Annotated in this window: 13 protein-coding genes; 8 read left to right on the top strand and 5 right to left on the bottom strand. The window is 74.0% G+C overall.

What is annotated here, in order from left to right:
- Positions 1-24: 24 nt before the first annotated feature.
- Together OG994_RS24480 and OG994_RS24475 are read left to right on the top strand one after the other, a co-directional pair.
- Positions 25-1,173 (top strand): acyl-CoA dehydrogenase family protein, encoded by a 1,149-nt coding sequence (locus OG994_RS24480; RefSeq protein WP_120328269.1) that lies wholly within the window; start codon positions 25-27, stop codon positions 1,171-1,173.
- 110 nt (positions 1,174-1,283) lie between these two features.
- Positions 1,284-3,962, top strand: coding sequence for an ATP-binding protein (locus OG994_RS24475; RefSeq protein ID WP_328851101.1), 2,679 nt, complete (start codon positions 1,284-1,286; stop codon positions 3,960-3,962).
- Between the two features lie 300 nt (positions 3,963-4,262).
- Here the strand turns inward: OG994_RS24475 and OG994_RS24470 are convergent, their stop codons facing one another.
- Both OG994_RS24470 and OG994_RS24465 read right to left on the bottom strand, forming a co-directional pair.
- Positions 4,263-5,852, bottom strand: coding sequence for a S8 family peptidase (locus tag OG994_RS24470; protein ID WP_328851100.1), 1,590 nt, complete (start codon positions 5,850-5,852; stop codon positions 4,263-4,265).
- Positions 5,853-6,072: 220 nt separating this feature from the next.
- Positions 6,073-6,579, bottom strand: a complete 507-nt coding sequence (locus tag OG994_RS24465) for a MarR family winged helix-turn-helix transcriptional regulator (RefSeq protein ID WP_120328266.1) — start codon at positions 6,577-6,579, stop codon at positions 6,073-6,075.
- 97 nt (positions 6,580-6,676) lie between these two features.
- On the opposite strand from OG994_RS24465, the gene OG994_RS24460 reads away from it, so the two are divergent.
- Both OG994_RS24460 and OG994_RS24455 read left to right on the top strand, forming a co-directional pair.
- Positions 6,677-7,258: a YceI family protein gene (locus OG994_RS24460; RefSeq protein ID WP_120328265.1), complete on the top strand. Its 582-nt coding sequence runs from the start codon at positions 6,677-6,679 to the stop codon at positions 7,256-7,258.
- A 283-nt stretch (positions 7,259-7,541) separates the two neighbouring features.
- The gene (locus OG994_RS24455; RefSeq protein WP_120328264.1) at positions 7,542-9,020 is read left to right on the top strand and encodes a glutamate--cysteine ligase; all 1,479 of its coding nucleotides are present in this window, start codon (positions 7,542-7,544) and stop codon (positions 9,018-9,020) included.
- Between the two features lie 127 nt (positions 9,021-9,147).
- Here OG994_RS24455 and OG994_RS24450 read toward each other — a convergent pair whose 3' ends face one another.
- Positions 9,148-10,599, bottom strand: coding sequence for a hypothetical protein (locus OG994_RS24450; protein ID WP_328851099.1), 1,452 nt, complete (start codon positions 10,597-10,599; stop codon positions 9,148-9,150).
- Positions 10,600-10,720: 121 nt separating this feature from the next.
- Between OG994_RS24450 and OG994_RS24445 the strand changes: the two genes are divergently transcribed.
- Together OG994_RS24445 and OG994_RS24440 are read left to right on the top strand one after the other, a co-directional pair.
- A complete protein-coding gene (locus OG994_RS24445) occupies positions 10,721-11,401 on the top strand; it encodes a PASTA domain-containing protein (RefSeq protein ID WP_328851098.1) in 681 nt (226 codons plus the stop codon).
- Positions 11,402-11,609: 208 nt separating this feature from the next.
- Positions 11,610-12,377: a PASTA domain-containing protein gene (locus OG994_RS24440; protein WP_328851097.1), complete on the top strand. Its 768-nt coding sequence runs from the start codon at positions 11,610-11,612 to the stop codon at positions 12,375-12,377.
- Positions 12,378-12,508: 131 nt separating this feature from the next.
- Here the strand turns inward: OG994_RS24440 and OG994_RS24435 are convergent, their stop codons facing one another.
- Both OG994_RS24435 and OG994_RS24430 read right to left on the bottom strand, forming a co-directional pair.
- Positions 12,509-12,961 carry a hypothetical protein gene (locus OG994_RS24435; RefSeq protein WP_328851096.1) on the bottom strand — a complete coding sequence of 151 codons (453 nt, stop codon included), beginning with the start codon at positions 12,959-12,961 and terminating at the stop codon, positions 12,509-12,511.
- Between the two features lie 101 nt (positions 12,962-13,062).
- Positions 13,063-13,353 carry a hypothetical protein gene (locus OG994_RS24430; protein WP_120328259.1) on the bottom strand — a complete coding sequence of 97 codons (291 nt, stop codon included), beginning with the start codon at positions 13,351-13,353 and terminating at the stop codon, positions 13,063-13,065.
- Between the two features lie 643 nt (positions 13,354-13,996).
- Between OG994_RS24430 and OG994_RS24425 the strand changes: the two genes are divergently transcribed.
- Both OG994_RS24425 and OG994_RS24420 read left to right on the top strand, forming a co-directional pair.
- Positions 13,997-14,878, top strand: coding sequence for a helix-turn-helix domain-containing protein (locus OG994_RS24425; protein WP_120328258.1), 882 nt, complete (start codon positions 13,997-13,999; stop codon positions 14,876-14,878).
- Positions 14,848-15,069 carry a DUF397 domain-containing protein gene (locus tag OG994_RS24420; protein WP_120328257.1) on the top strand — a complete coding sequence of 74 codons (222 nt, stop codon included), beginning with the start codon at positions 14,848-14,850 and terminating at the stop codon, positions 15,067-15,069. The genes OG994_RS24425 and OG994_RS24420 overlap by 31 nt, the downstream gene beginning before the upstream one ends.
- Positions 15,070-15,271 lie beyond the last annotated feature (202 nt).

Genomic DNA, 15,271 nt, shown 5'->3' with positions numbered 1-15,271 from the left:
GCCGCCCGTCGTACAGGAGGAACCATGGACTTCCGGCTCACCGAGGAGCAAGAGGCGCTGCGGGAGAGCGTGCGGGACTTCGCGCGCGAGGTCGTCGCGCCGGTCATCGCCGAGCACTACGAGAAGCACACCTTCCCGTACGACGTGATCCGGCAGATGGGCAAGATGGGTCTCTTCGGGCTCCCCTTCCCGGAGGAGTACGGCGGGATGGGCGGTGACTACTTCGCGCTCTGCCTCGCCCTGGAGGAGCTGGCCCGGGTCGACTCCAGCGTGGCCATCACGCTGGAGGCCGCGATCTCCCTCGGCGCGATGCCGATCTACCGGTTCGGCACCGAGGAGCAGAAGGCCCGGTGGCTGCCGAAGCTGGTGAGCGGCGAGGCCCTCGCCGGCTTCGGGCTCACCGAGCCGGGCACCGGTTCGGACGCGGGCGGCACCCAGACCCGGGCCGTGCTGGACGGCGACGAGTGGGTGATCAACGGCTCGAAGGCGTTCATCACGAACTCCGGCACGGACATCACGGCGCTGGTCACGGTCACGGCGGTGACCGGCACCCGGCCGGACGGCTCGAAGGAGCTGTCGACCATCATCGTCCCGTCGGGCACGCCCGGCTTCACCGTGGCTCCCGGCTACTCGAAGGTCGGCTGGACGGCGTCCGACACGCACGAGCTGACGTTCGACGACTGCCGGGTCCCGGCCGACAACCTGCTCGGCGAGCGGGGCCGGGGCTTCGCCCAGTTCCTGCGCATCCTCGACGAGGGACGCATCGCCATCGCGGCGCTCGCCGTCGGCCTCGCGCAGGGCTGCGTGGACGAGTCGCTGAAGTACGCCCGGGAGCGGCACGCCTTCGGCCAGCCCATCGGCAACTACCAGGCCATCCAGTTCAAGATCGCCGACATGGAGATGCGGGCCCACACCGCCCGGCTGGCCTACTACGACGCGGCGGCCCGGATGCTCGCGGGCGAGCCGTTCAAGCGGCAGGCGGCCATGGCCAAGCTCCACGCCAGCACCATCGCCGTGGACAACGCCCGGGAGGCCACGCAGATCCACGGCGGGTACGGCTTCATGAACGAGTACCCGGTGGCCCGGTTCTGGCGTGACTCGAAGATCCTGGAGATCGGTGAGGGCACCAGCGAGGTGCAGCGGATGATCATCGCTCGCGACCTGGGCCTCTGAGCGGACGTACGCCCGCCGCGTCGCGCCGGCTGTCGGATATCAGCACCGGCGCGTCGGCCAGTTGACGCTCGACTGCCGAAGGTCGGACCTGGTCCGTAGTCTTCCACCCCGTGACTCCGGCCCATGATCGCTCGTCCGGCCCGGACGGTCGTACCGCCCTGCCGGAACTGCTGCGCGGGCACCGGCTGGCCGCCGGACTCACCCAGGCCGAGCTGGCGACCCGGGCCGGCGTGGGTGTCCGCACGGTGCGTGACCTGGAGCGCGGCCGGTCCTCGCGGCCGCAGCGGACCACCGTCGAGCTGCTCGCCGGGGCGTTGGGCCTGGCCGGCGCGGCCCGGTCGGTCTTCCTCGCGGCGGCGCGCGGCGCCTCCGTGGTCGAGCCGCACATCCCGGTGCTCAGCACGGGCGACGGAGTGGGCGAGGGTGGCCCGCCGGTGACGCTCCCGCCGCCGGTCGAGCTGATCGGGCGGGACCGGGACGTCACCGCGCTGGTCGACCTGCTCACCGACGAACTCGGTCCCCGGCTGGTGAGCCTCGTGGGGCTGGCCGGCGTGGGCAAGACCGCGCTCGCCCTGGCGGTGGGGCACGCCGTGTCCGGCAGCCACCCCGGCGGCGTCGCCGGGGTCCTGGTCGGCGCGGGTACGGACACACCCGACGTCCTCGCCACCTCGGTGGCCGTCCTCGGCGCGGCCCGGCTGCCGGAACTCGCCAGCCGGCTCGCGGGTCGGCCGGCGCTGCTCGTGGTGGACGCCGCGGAGCGGGCACCCGGTCCGGTGGCCGAGGCGCTGCACCGCCTCGCCGTCGCCGTGCCGTCGTTGCGGGTACTGGTCACCGGGCGGCATCCGGTCGGCCTCGCCGGGGAGCGGGTCTGGCCCGTCACTCCGCTCGACGTGCCGCCCCCGGAGGCCGAGGCGGCCGGGCCCGCGGCGCTCGCGGCATGGCCCGCGGTCGCGCTCTTCGTCGCCCGCCTCGGCCAGGTACGCCGGGAGCAGCCCGCCCCCGCCGAGCTGCCCGCCGTCGCGACGCTGGTCCGCCGGCTGGGGGGCCTCCCGCTCGCCATCGAGCTGATGGCCGCGCGCGGCCGGATCCTCGATCCCACCGAGCTGCTCGACCGGTACGGCGACCGGGTCCTCGATCTCGCCACGGGAGGAGACGGCACGTCGGGGTGGGACGGGCCGGGCGGAGCCGAGGACCCCCGCCAGACGGTGGCCGTCACCCTCCGCGACGCGGTGGCGGTCAGCTACCGGATGCTCGCCCCGGAGGAGCGCACCGCCCTGCGCCGGCTCGCCGCGTTCGGCAACCGGTGGTCGGTCGACCTGGCCGAGGAGATGCTCGCCGACGAGGCGGACCCGGACGGCACGGTGGCGATCGACCCGGTCCCCGTGCTGGACCGGCTCGCCGAGTTCGGCCTGCTGAGCGTCCGGGGCGCCGGTTCGTTCCGGTTCCGTCTGCTGGACGCGGTCCGTGACTTCGCCTGGGAACAGGCCGCGGGTGCCGGCGAGCTTCCCCGGATCCGGCGCCGGCACGCCGAGGTCATCACCGGGCTGGTCGCCCGGACCGCTCCCGGTCTCGTCGGGCCCCACCTCACCGACGCCATGCGCCGGCTCGACCAGGTGAGCAGCGACATCAGTTCGGCCCTGTCGTACGCCGCCACCGACGATCCGGTGACCGCGCTCCGCCTGGCGTCCAACCTGGCCCGTTGGTGGCGGTTCCGGGGCCGCGACGTGTCGGGGCGGCAGTGGCTGCGCCGGTTGCTGGCCGACCCGCGTACGACCGGGGCCGACCCGGTGCTGCGGGCCTGGGCGGGGATCGGCGCGGCCCGGCTCGCCGCCGAGCACGGCGCGGGCGCCGAGGAGCTGCCCACGGCGCGGGAGGCGCTCGCGGGGTTCCGCCGGGCGGGTGACGTGGCCGGTGAGCTGGCGGCGCGGAACGTCCTCGGCGCGCTCCTGGTGGGGGTGGGGAGCATCGGCGAGGCGCGGAAGCAGGACGAGGCGGCGCTCCGGCTCGCCGTCCGGCACGGCCGCACCCGGGACATGGCCGTGGCACAGAACCGGCTCGCCTGGCACGAGATCCGGCTCGCCGACCTGCGTGCGGCCCGGCGCCGGCTCGCCGCCGTGGACCGGCTCGCCGCCGAGTGCGGGGAGCAGCGGTTACGGGTGCTGGCCCGGGCGAACCTGGCCGAGGTCGCCCGGTTGGAGGGCCGCTACGGCGACGCCGTCGACCAGGGCCGGCGTGCGGCGGCGGCGCTCGCCGAGCTGGGCGATCCGTGGCACCGCCGCCGGGTGCTCGGCCGGGTGGGGCTGGCCCTCGCCCAGGACGGCCGGGAGGACGAGGCGGCCGAGGTGCTGGCCGAGCTGCGGGCCTGCACCCTGCTGCGGCTGCGGGTGCAGTCGGTGCCGCCGGCCGGATGGCCCCGAGGCCGCCCGGACCCTCCGGTGCCCCGCCAGCGGTCGGGCGGCACGACCCGCGACGCGGAGACGTGGCGGTGGCCGCATCCGGAGGCGGGGATCTGCGCCCTGATCGAGGGGAACCTCGCGCTGCACCGCGGCGACCGGGAGTTGGCGGCGGAGTGGTTCGCGGCGGCCGCCGACGCGGGCGTCGAAGGTCAGGATCGCCGGGACGCGGTGGAGGCGCTGGTCGGGCTGGCCGCCAGCACGTCCGATCCGGCCGTGCTGGCGCGGCTGGAGCGGGCCTGCCGGGACGAGGGGATCCGGCTGCTGCCGCACGAGGAGGATCTGCTGTATGCGCTGGTGGCCCGTGGCGGACGGGCGTCCGGCGGCGGGAACTGAGCCACGCGACCCCTCGGCGGGGCCCGGGCGGGGCCGGGGAGCGCGGGCGAATAGCCCCCTCGTTGCTAACCCCTCGCTGTTCGCCCGCGCCGTCACCCCCCGGTGAATCCCCGCTGGGGCGAACAGTAGCCAGGGCCGGCAAGCCGGTTGGTCCGTTTTTGCAGTGGGTGTCCGGTCGAGCCGGCAGTTCTGCCGGTCTTTCTGCCGGTCGTCCGGTGCCGCGGGGTACCGGCGGTCCGCCCGCTCCACTCGCGGGCGGACCGCCGGTCGGCTGACCGGGGGCGATGCTCGCCGGTCAGGTCAGCCGCAGTGCTCGAACGGGCTGTCGTACTGGGCTCCGCCGGTCGACCCACCCCACTTGACGCACTTGCCGCCGGCCGCCGCCCGGACCGGTCCGGCGTAGTAGGAGTACGAGCCGCTGTCGGTGCGGCGTGTGGAGCCCTGCACCTCCAGGTACGCCGCCACCTGCGTGGCGGTGCCCAGCGAGGTGGCCTTCATGGTGACCACGCAGTTGTTCGCGTTGCTGCCGTTGTAGAGCAGGTAGACCCGGCCGCGGAGGGCGCCGCCGGTGACGGCCAGCGGCCGGGAGTTGATGACCTTGTATCCGCTGCCGTACGCCTCGACCGGCGTGTACGGGTTGCGCAGCGCCCCCTCGACCCGCAGCAACAGGTTCGGGGAGCCGGTGCCGGGGCTCGTCACCACACCGGAGGTGGCGCCGGCCACCAGCCGGTCCCGCACCTGGGCCGGCGTGAACGTCCGGTTCTCCGCGAGGATCAGCGCGGCCGCCCCGGTCACGTGCGGCGCGGCCATCGAGGTGCCGCTCATCGTGGCGCTCGCCGTGTCGCTGGCCCTGCCCGCCGAGACGATGGCGTCCCCGGGTGCGAACAGGTCCAGGCAGGTGCCGTAGTTGGAGAACGAGGCGCGCGCGTCGGCGCTCGTGGTGGCGCCGACCGTGATCGCCGCCGGTACCCGGGCCGGCGACTGGGTGCAGGCGTCGGCGGTCGCGTTGCCCGCGGACACGACGTACGTCACCCCCGAGGCGATCGACCGGGCCACGGCGTCGTCCACGCTGGTGCTGCCGCTGCGGAAGCCGATGCTCATGTTCGCCACGGCCGGCTTGACCGCGTTCGCGGTGACCCAGTCCACCCCGGCGATCGTGTCGGCCGCCGTGGTGGTGTTGTCACACTTGAGCACCCGTACCGACACCAGCCGCACGCCCTTGGCGACCCCGTACGAGGTGCCGCCGACCGTGCCCGCGACGTGCGTGCCGTGCCCGTGGCAGTCGGTCCCGGTGCCGTCGACGGCGTCGAAGCCGCTGCTCGCCCGGCCACCGAAGTCGCGGTGGGTGGTCCGGATGCCGCTGTCGATGACGTACGCGTGGACCGCGGTGGCCGTGTTCGGATAGGTGTAGAGGCCGTCCACCGGGCGGGTCGGCTCGTCGATCCGGTCCAGCCCCCACGACGGGGGAGCCGACTGCGTCCCGCCGGTCCCGGACGCCCACTGGTTCTGCTCGACGTACGCCACGGACGGGTCGGCGGCCAGCCGTCGGGCCGCCGACTCGGACAGCCGCGCCTCGAACCCGGTCAGCCCGGCCGCGTACACCCGGCCCACGGTCCCGGCGTGCCCGCGCGCCAGCGTCTGCGCTCTCTCGGCGACCACGCGCCGGCGGTCGCCGAGGCCGGCCCTCGCGGTGGCCGCGGTGTCCTTGAGCACCACGATGTAGCTGCCCGGCACCGCGTCGGGGGTGCCGGCCAGGCGGATCTCGCCGGTGGCCGGAGTCGCACCGGCCGGTGCCGCGGTGGCCGGTCCGCCGACGGCCGTGACGGCCGCCGTGGCGGCGAGCAGCCCGATGGCCTGCCAACGCCGGCTGGTGATCGGTGGAAGTCCCATTTTCCCCGTTTCCTGTCGATGCTGTCGCATCCGTCACCGGCGTCCCGCCGGGGACGGATCGCGGGAAACGGCCGGGCAGCCACAGTGGACTGTCCGGCTGTGGGAGTCGATCTTGCCGAACGTCGGGCGATCCGTCCACCGGATACCTGATCGTCATTCGGGAGGACGGGCAGTGCAGGGGAGTGCGAACGGCACCAGACAGGACAGCCGGCGCGCCCGGTCAGGCCGAGGTGCTCACCTCGTCGTCGGTGGGTGTCGCCGTGCTGCTGCCGGCGGTCGCGCACGGATGCACGGCGTCCCGGATCCGGCGGAGGGCGTCGAGCAGTGTCGCCAGCGACTCGGGGTCGAGCTGGCCTGTGAACCACTCCTCGATGATGCGCAGGTGCCCGGGGAGCACCTCCTTGAGGCGCTGCATGCCGGCGGCCGTGACCACGGCGAACGAGCTGCGTCGATCGGTGGCGCAGGCCCGCCGGGCGAGCAGCCCGTCGCGTTCCATGCGGTCCACGACCCGGGTCACACCGCTTGTCGACAGGGAGGTCTGCGCCGCGAGATCGGTCATCCGGAGCTGGTTGTTGGGCGAGCGGGCAAGCCTGGTCAGCACCTCGAACTCGACCGCGGAGAGGCCGTGCTCCTCGAACTGGGCGGCGAACCGGGCCGTCAGCCCGGCGTGCACCTCGTAGAAGAGGCCGATGGCGGTGATCCGGGGATCGTCCAACTCGTTCTTCACGGCTTCATCGTACCAGTACTTGACACGGGGAATATTGCTCTCGCTATAGTTGCTGAGGCAGCCGTTGGGCTACTAAACCATTCCCTGGAGGAAAGCCATGACCAGCAGCACCGAGGCCGTCACCCGCGAGTGGGAGGGTCTCACGATCCCGACTCCCGGCACCTACGTGCTGGACGCGGCTCACAAGCGCGTCGGGTTCGTCGCGCGCCACATGATGGTGTCCAAGGTACGCGGCGAGTTCACCGACGCCGCCGCCACCATCACCGTCGCGGAGGACCCCATGCAGTCCTCGGTCACCGCGACCATCCAGGCCGCCAGCATCCAGACCGGCCAGGCCGACCGTGACGGGCACCTGCGCAGCGGCGACTTCCTGGACGTGGAGAAGTTCCCGACGCTGGAGTTCCGGAGCACCGGGGTGAAGTCGCGCGACGGCAACGAGTTCGTCCTGACCGGCGAGCTGACCATCAAGGACGTCACCCGCCCGGTCGAGCTGGAGGTCGACTTCGAGGGCGTCGGCCGGAGCCCCTTCGGGCAGGACATCTTCGGATTCTCCGCGAAGACCGAGATCGACCGCGAGGAGTTCGGCCTGACCTGGAACGTCGCCCTGGAGAGCGGTGGCGTGCTGGTCGGCAAGAAGGTCAAGATCGAGATCGAGGGCGAGGCCATCCGTCAGGCCTGACCTGTCCCGCACGTCCGGGGCCCGCGCCGAGTCCGGCGCGGGCCCCGTGCCGTCTTCGCGTGCGAATCGTCACGGCCTTTTGCCCGCCGGCGGCGGGGCGGGAGCGACCCGACGGGGTAGAGATGCCCGGGAGCGCACGTCGCGGCAGGCCGCGGGCGGTCCCGATGGACGGACTATCGGAATCGGCCTCTGGTTTTCGCGAGGTGTGCGCACTTAACGTAATGGGCTGACAACGCGCACGGGGAGGCCACGGCCCCGGATGCGCCTTATGCCGGGAGGGCACATGGGCAGGGACGTCTCGCAGGGCGCCTTCTCCCGGGAGGACCGGGTCCGCTACCGGCAGAAGGTCCGGCGGTGCCTCGACGTCTTCGCGCTGATGCTGGACGACTTCGGCTTCGACGCCGACCGGCCGATGACCGGCCTGGAGATCGAGCTCAACCTGATCGACTCGACGGCCGAGCCGGCGATGCGGAACGAGAAGATCCTCGCCGACATCGCCGATCCGCTCTTCCAGACCGAGCTGGGCCAGTTCAACCTCGAACTGAACGCGCCGCCGCGGCTCATCGAGGGCGTGGGTTTCGCCGACTACGAGCGCGACCTCTGCGGCAGCCTCGCCCGGGCGGACGAGCGGGCCGCCCGGTCGGACGCGAAGATCCTGCTCGTCGGCATCCTGCCCACCCTCACGGAGCGGCACCTCGTGGCGGACAACCTGTCCACGAACGAGCGCTACCGCGTGCTCAACGACCAGATCGTGGGCGCCCGGGGCGAGGACATCGAGCTGGACATCCGTGGTGTCGAGCGGCTGCGTACCCACACCGACTCGATCGCGCCCGAGGCGGCCTGCACCAGCCTCCAGTTCCACCTCCAGGTCGCGCCGGACAGCTTCGCCGACTACTGGAACGCGTCCCAGGCCATCGCGGCGGCGCAGGTGGCGATCGGCGCGAACTCGCCCTACCTGTACGGCCGGCAGCTCTGGGCGGAGACGCGCATCGCGCTGTTCGAGCAGGCCACCGACACCCGCCCCGACGAACTCAAGGCGCAGGGCGTACGCCCCCGGGTGTGGTTCGGCGAGCGGTGGATCACCTCGATCTTCGACCTGTTCGAGGAGAACGTCCGGTACTTCCCCCCGCTGCTGCCGATCTGCGAGGACGAGGACCCGGTGGAGGTGCTGCACGCCGGCGGGGTGCCCCAGCTCGGCGAGCTGCGGCTGCACAACGGCACGGTCTACCGCTGGAACCGCCCGGTGTACGACATCATGGACGGCCGTCCGCACCTGCGCGTGGAGAACCGGGTGTTGCCGGCCGGGCCCACGGTCGTGGATATGCTGGCCAACGCGGCCTTCTACTTCGGTCTGACCCGCGCGCTCGCCGAGGCCGACCGGCCGATCTGGAGCCAGCTCACCTTCAGCTCCGCGGAGGAGAACTTCCACGCGGCCGCGCGCCGGGGCATGGAGGCCGTCCTGCACTGGCCCCGGCTCGGTGACGTGCCGGTGACCGAGCTCGTGCTCGACGTGCTGCTGCCGAAGGCCGCCGTCGGGCTGGACCGGTTCGGGGTCGCCCCGGCGGAACGGGACCGGTTGCTCGGCGTCATCGAGCAGCGCTGCCGCACCGGCCGCAACGGCGCGGCCTGGCAGGCCGAGACCGTCTGGGCCGCGGAACGGCACCGGGGCATGGACCGCGACGCGGCCCTGCACCACATGGTGCAGCGCTACGCCGAACACCAGCGCACCAACGAGCCGGTGCACACCTGGCCCGTCGACTAGATCAGGTGGCGAGCGCCGGAGCGCCCGGGGCCGCGGCCGTCGCGGGCGCCCCGCAACCGTCCGTCGCGGGCGCACCGACACCGTCCGTCGCGGCCGCTCCCAGGCCGTCCGTCGCGGTGGCCCTCGGTCAGCTCGTGCGTCGCGGTGACCGGCTCCGGCGAGGGCTCGTCGGCGCCTGGGTCTCCGTGGCCGGCGCGGCGGCGGTCTCCGCGCCCGCGAGCCGGTCCGCCTCCCCCGTGCGCGGCGCCGGCACGCGCGGCGCCGCGGGCTCTCGCGTGGATCCGTCGGTGGCGGCCGTCGTACCGGCCTTCGCCCCGGCTGCCCGGCCGGCCGGCGCCGCCTCCACGTCCGCGACCGGGGTTGGCGCCGCGGCTCCCCCGATAGCCGCCGGCGGCACGGATTCGCCGACCACGCCCGGTGCCGTCGTCGCGCCCGCGGCGTCCGGTCGGCCCTCGTCGCCCTCCAGTGCGGGGGCGGGCCGGTCGGACGGGCTCGGGACGCTGCCGCCGGCGCTCCGCGCCGCCGCGCGCCGCTCGGCACGCTGGGCGAGCGCCGCCACCAGCACCGAGCCGCCGATACCGACGATCACCGCGTACGGGGCGATCAGGTGGGCCGACACCTGCTCGGGGCTGATCGCCGACAGCCGCGGCACCGCGAGGAGGTACGCGACCGCCACGAGCAGCGGGCCGGCCGCGCCGGAGGCCGCCGCGCCGATGCGCTGCTCGGCCGACCGGGCGCCCCGCCGCACGGCGAGCAGTCCGATCACCAGTGCCGAGCCGAGCGACAGCAACGCACCCGGCCAGTAGAGGTAGTCGCGGATCCAGAACTCGGGGCGGTCCGAGCTGATCTGCCAGATGCCGAGCTGGGCGCTGGTCAGACCGCGGCCGGCGAGGACCCCGTCGACCACCGCGACGACGGCGAGCAGCCAGAGCCAGGCCACCGTCGCGATCACGTTGGTCGCGGCGGCGCGGGAGCGCAGCGCCCAGAGCGCGGCCAGCACACCCGTCAGGACGCCGATCGCCGCGTACGCGGCCGCCACCCGCTGCGGGGTGCCGGTGTCCGGTGCGGCCGCGACCCGCGCCGGCACCGCGATCAGCAGCACGGTGATCAGACCGCCCAGACCGGCGGCCACGGCGAGGCCGACCCGCCCGAGGCGGTCGCCGCGGTGCCGGACCGGCGGCGTCGCGGCACTGTCGGCGGTGGGCGTCCCGCTGTCGGCCGGCGCGTCGGGCGGACCGCTGACGGCCGCGGACGGGTCGCTGGCAGCGGGCGCGCCGCTGTCGGCCGCTGGAGCGTCCGGCGGGGCGTCGGGTCGGCCGGGCCGTGGCCCCGCCGTCGCGGCGGCGAGGGCGCGCTCGTGCAGGCGGTACGCGCAGACGGCGCCCAGCACCGTCGACGTGGCGGCGATCCAGGTGGCCCAGATGAGGCCGGCGACCCAGGCCGCCGGGCCGGCACCGGCGTCGGCCGGCGCCCAGTTGATGATGCCCAGCCCGTAGCCGAAGCCCAGTTGGGCGGCACCGGTGCCGGCAGCAACGCCGACCGCGGTCGCGATCGATCCTCCCCAGCCGCGTCTGGCCATGCGGGGCAGCGTAACGTCCCGTCGTCGGCGCGGCGAGCCGTCGATGCCCGGCGGGACGGCGGCGGGTGGCGCAGGCGGCTTGGCGGTGACCGGTACGGTCGCCGGGGACTGAGGCGGTGGCATGACGGACGGGAACACGAGCGGACACGTCGCGGGAAGCGGTGGCGGACCGGGCCGGCTGGGCCTGGTGCTGGGTGGCGGGCTGGTCACCGTGCTGCTCGCCGCGATCGGGGCGACCGGGGGTTGGCTGCTGGCCGGCGAGGAGGACGTGCCGCCGGAGACACCGGTGGCCGCGACGAGCACCACCGGGGGTCCCAGCGTCCCGCCCACCCGGCGGCCGACGGCCACCCGCACCACACCGTCGGCGCCGCGCACCTCGGCGTCGTCCGCCTCCGGCCTGACCGTTCCTCCCGTGATCGGCACGGACTTCGTCGAGGCCCGGGACGAGCTGCGCGACCGGCGGCTGGGCTGGCGGTTGGTGTTCGGCACCGGCACGGGCCGCACGGTGGAGCGGACGGAACCCGAGGTGGGCACGGCGATCCGGCGCGGGTCGACGGTGACCCTCTACGTGACCGGTCCGGCGCCGACCACCGACGTGCCGGACGTCGTCGACGACGACTGCGACGAGGCCGCCGACGAGCTGGGCGAGAAGGGCCTCTACCCGCAGTACCCGAGCGGGAAGCGCGGCACGGTGCTCCGGCAGGAGCCGGCCGGCGGGAGCACCGCGCGGTGGAACGACCAGGTGCGGATCTGGTGCGGCACCGAGGAGGACGCCAGCCCGTCGGTCGCACCGACGTCCTGACGGACCGGGCGGTCCCGCCACGACGCCACGCCCTGGGCGTACGGGTCTCGCCACGACCGGACCCGCGCGCCGGGTCCGGCACGTCGATGCGGGCCGATGGTGACACGGACCGTTAGGTTGGCGGTGAGAGGCCGACCCTCGGCCGGCACGGTGGCGTCGACCAGCACCGACCCCCGACCCGCCCGCCCGGCTCGGGAAAGGACGTGCGATGAGCGACGACCGCCAGGAGCCGCCCGCCGGGGGCCACGAGGGCGACGAGACCCGACCCCTGCCGCGTCCGGGTGACGAGGGCGACGAGACGCGACCGATGCCGCGCCCGGGCGAGGAGCCCGACGACCGGACCCGACGTCTGCCCGGTCCGGCCGAGCCGTCCGGGCCCGCGGACGCCACGGCCCCACTGCCACCGGAACGGCCCTGGTCCGGCCGCGCCGAGGTGCGGCCGCGGACGGCGGAGTACCGCGAGCCGACCGCCGAGTGGTACGCGGAGGACCAGGGCGGCCGGCGCTGGTGGTCGCCGATCCTCTGGGGGATCCTGGTGCTGCTCCTGCTCGCCCTGCTCGGTGTCGCGTTGTGGCTGGTGAGCAACGCCGAGGACGAGCAGCCCGGCCCGGAGCCGACCCCGTCCGCCCCGCTGACGACCTCGGCGCCGACGAGTGCCGCCCCGACGTCGGCCGAGCCGACCACCTCGCCGCCGACCAGTGCCCCGCCGACCACCGAGGCGGCGGGCGTACCCGTGCCGCCGCTGGCCGGCCTGCCGTTGGAGACCGCCGAGGCGCTGCTGGACCGGGTCGGGTTGAGCTACCGCGTGGAGTACCGCCCGTCGTCGCTGCCGCCGGGCCTCGTGATCGACACCGAACCCGAGTCGGGCGAACTGATCGACGAGGACGACGAGATCCTGCTCCTGGTCTCCGAGCCCACCCCGTCGGAGTCCCCGAGCCCGTCCCCGTCGAGCCCCACGGCGACGCCGACGTCCTGAGCAGGGGCACCGGCTGCCGGCCGGAACGTGGGTCGTCGAGGACAGACGTGCCGTCCCGGCGTGCCGACCCGCAGAGGTCACCGGCGCGCCGACCCGAAGGCCGTCACCACATCCGGCGATCCGAAGGGCCGTCACCACATCCGGCGTCTCGTGCCCACCAGGCCCAGTCCGGCCAGCGAGATCGTCAGCCCGAGGACGCCGGACCAGAAGAGCGACCGGCGGATGTCCGACGGCGAGTGGGGGCCGGCAGCCTCCGCCTCACCGGCCAGCGCGCCCGCGCCGGAGCCGGTTGCCAGGCCGTCCTGGCCCGGCGTGGCCCCGACGTTCGGGTCGCCGGACGGGTCGTCCGCGCCGGGCGTGCCGTTCCAGCCGGGTTCGTCCTCGGGATCCGGCGAGGCGCTCTCACCGATCACGGTGATCTCGGGGGCCGGCACCGGTTCGGGCAGTTGGGTGGAGGAGAGAGCCGGGTCCCGGATCACGACGACGAGGGTCATCGCGGCGCCGAAGAGCGCCAGGAGTCCGAATGCGTAGGCGATACGGGAGCGGTGGTGCCGCCGCGCGGCGGGCTGATCGAGCATGGCCATCCCAGGTTCGGGGCCCTGGAACGCGCGGGGTGGAACTGCCGGGGTGGGCGTGCTCTGATTCTAAAGGCGAGACACGCCCACGAACGGCGGTTTGGCGGCGGTCAGCCGACCCGGACCGGCGTACGGGCGACCGGCCGCCGCTGCCGTACGGTGTGCGGCCGCGGCTGCGGCTGCGGGGCGGACCGCAACTGGCGCAGCCCCTGCCGCTGGACGAAGATCGAGCGCCGGTTGACCGCGTCCCCCGCCGCGTTCAACTCGTAGCCGTCGAGCCAGAGCCAACCGTCGTAGGTCGGCCAGTCGAGCACCCGGATCACCCGGAACATGATGGGCCGGAGGAACTGGACACTCGCCGCGCGAGTCACGTGCAGTACGTCACCAGAGCGGGGAAGCACATGGGCTCCTGGGGAGGATTGGCCGGCAATTGCCGGCGAGTCTCGTCGGGGGGACTTTCTCCGGCGCGCCAGGTCGTGCCTCGCGTACCGGTCGTGGAGCGGGTGGTGGTGGTCGGGCCGTACCCGCTGGTGGCGTGCCGCCACCCGACCATCACCCGGCTGCTCCGGGCGCCGCACCCACCGCCGCAGTCAGCTGACGTGCAGCGACGGGGTCATCTACCCGGTGCAGGTCTGGTTGCCGCGGACCGGGCCCCCGCCGTCCGGCGGCCCGCCCCGGCCGTGTTGATCACGATCAGGGACGGGACGGAGACGGTGAGTAACCCGCGTCATACCGACAGAGTGCACCAGTGGCGTCCTTCATGCAAGTTGCACGTCGACTTTTGCCGATACGTGAGTGCGTCGCGCAAATCGACGCTTGAAGCCGTCGGTGTCGGGACGGCACACTGAGGGCCGGTTTCGCCCGCCGCGGCCGGTCGACGACCGGCACCATCCCTGCCGCGAACGTCCGCCCACCGAGCGTCGCGTCATGGCGGGCGGCGACCACGAACGCGTCGACCGGAGGTAGGCGGGTGAGGGCGAGCAGCCACCATTCCCAGGCGACATCCCCGCACGCGTGGAGTGGACCGGTTCGGCGGGTGATGCCGTGAGCGAGCGGCGCAGCCCGACGATCCGGCGCCGGCGCCTCGGCGCGGAACTGCGGCGTCAGCGCGAGGCGGCCGGCATCACCATCGAGGCGGTGGCGGAGCAGCTGGAGTGCTCGGCGTCGAAGATCTCCCGGATCGAGACGGGCCACACGACGGCCACGCCGCGCGACGTGCGGGACATGCTCCGCATCTACGGCGTGGTCGGCGCGGAGAGCGACGAACTGGTCCAGATCGCCCGGGAGGCTCGCCAGAAGGGCTGGTGGCACCCGTACAGCACGGTGCTGGTCGGTGCGTACGTCGGGCTGGAGGCCGCGGCCAGCTCGATCCGGGCGTACGAACAGCAGGTGGTGCCCGGGCTCCTGGAGACCGAGGAGTACGCGAGCGCGATGATCCGTGCCGCCCGGCCGGACTTCACGCCGGACCAGGTCGCACAACGTGTCCGTGTCCGCCTCGGTCGACAGTCGTTGCTGACTCAGGATGATCCGGTCGATCTGTGGGTGGTGCTCGATGAGGCGGTGGTGAGCCGTCCGGTGGGCGGGGACGAGGTGATGCGGAACCAGCTGCGACGGCTGGTCGAGGTCGCCGAACTGCCGAACGTGACGTTGCAGATCCTGCCCTTCGAGGTGGGGGCGCACGCCGGCATGGACGGCACCTTCACGATCCTCAGCTTCCCCGAGCCCGGTGATCCGGATGTCGTGTACGCGGAGAACGCCACGGGTGGGCTCTTCCTCGAGAAGAGCGACGAACTGCAGAAGTACAGCTTCATCTTCGATCACATCCGAGCGGCGGCCATTCGTCCAGAGGAATCCATCGCACACATCGCGAAACTGGCAGAGGAGCCGTTGTGGAAATGGCGACCAAGGGGTTCTCCGTGGACCTGACGCAGGCCACGTGGTTCAAGAGCTCGAAGAGCGGGCCGAACTGTGACAACTGCGTGGAGGTGGCGTACGTGACCGGAGCGGTCGGCGTCCGGGACTCGAAGGACCGGTCCGGGCCGGCCCTGGTCTTCGCCCCGGCTGACTGGCGGGCCTTCGTCGCCGGCACCCGGGACGGCGCGTTGGGTCCGGCCTGACATACCCGGTGGGCCCCCGACCCGGTAGCCCCGGGCGGGGGCCCCGCCACGCCCGACCCCGGTCCCGCGACACGCGGGCGGGTCCCGGCCACGCCACGCCCGGCCCGGCCTGCGCTCGTGCGCTGCCGGCCGGCGAGGATCCGTCGGAAATCCCGTCGCCACATGCGCTCCGCCTCGTTGTACCCGTCGGTACGACGCCGGT

It is taken from the genome of Micromonospora globbae (assembly GCF_036184225.1).
Lineage (GTDB): Bacteria > Actinomycetota > Actinomycetes > Mycobacteriales > Micromonosporaceae > Micromonospora > Micromonospora globbae.
This window is presented reverse-complemented; position numbering and strand designations above follow the sequence as displayed.

Bases quoted from the DNA above. Each gene is read 5' to 3' on its own strand.
- OG994_RS24480 (WP_120328269.1), top strand. From the start codon at position 25: ATGGACTTCCGGCTCACCGAGGAGCAAGAGGCGCTGCGGGAGAGCGTG.
- OG994_RS24470 (WP_328851100.1), bottom strand. From the start codon at position 5,852: ATGGGACTTCCACCGATCACCAGCCGGCGTTGGCAGGCCATCGGGCTG.
- OG994_RS24460 (WP_120328265.1), top strand. From the start codon at position 6,677: ATGACCAGCAGCACCGAGGCCGTCACCCGCGAGTGGGAGGGTCTCACG.
- OG994_RS24455 (WP_120328264.1), top strand. From the start codon at position 7,542: ATGGGCAGGGACGTCTCGCAGGGCGCCTTCTCCCGGGAGGACCGGGTC.
- OG994_RS24450 (WP_328851099.1), bottom strand. From the start codon at position 10,599: ATGGCCAGACGCGGCTGGGGAGGATCGATCGCGACCGCGGTCGGCGTT.
- OG994_RS24445 (WP_328851098.1), top strand. From the start codon at position 10,721: ATGACGGACGGGAACACGAGCGGACACGTCGCGGGAAGCGGTGGCGGA.
- OG994_RS24440 (WP_328851097.1), top strand. From the start codon at position 11,610: ATGAGCGACGACCGCCAGGAGCCGCCCGCCGGGGGCCACGAGGGCGAC.
- OG994_RS24435 (WP_328851096.1), bottom strand. From the start codon at position 12,961: ATGGCCATGCTCGATCAGCCCGCCGCGCGGCGGCACCACCGCTCCCGT.
- OG994_RS24420 (WP_120328257.1), top strand. From the start codon at position 14,848: ATGGCGACCAAGGGGTTCTCCGTGGACCTGACGCAGGCCACGTGGTTC.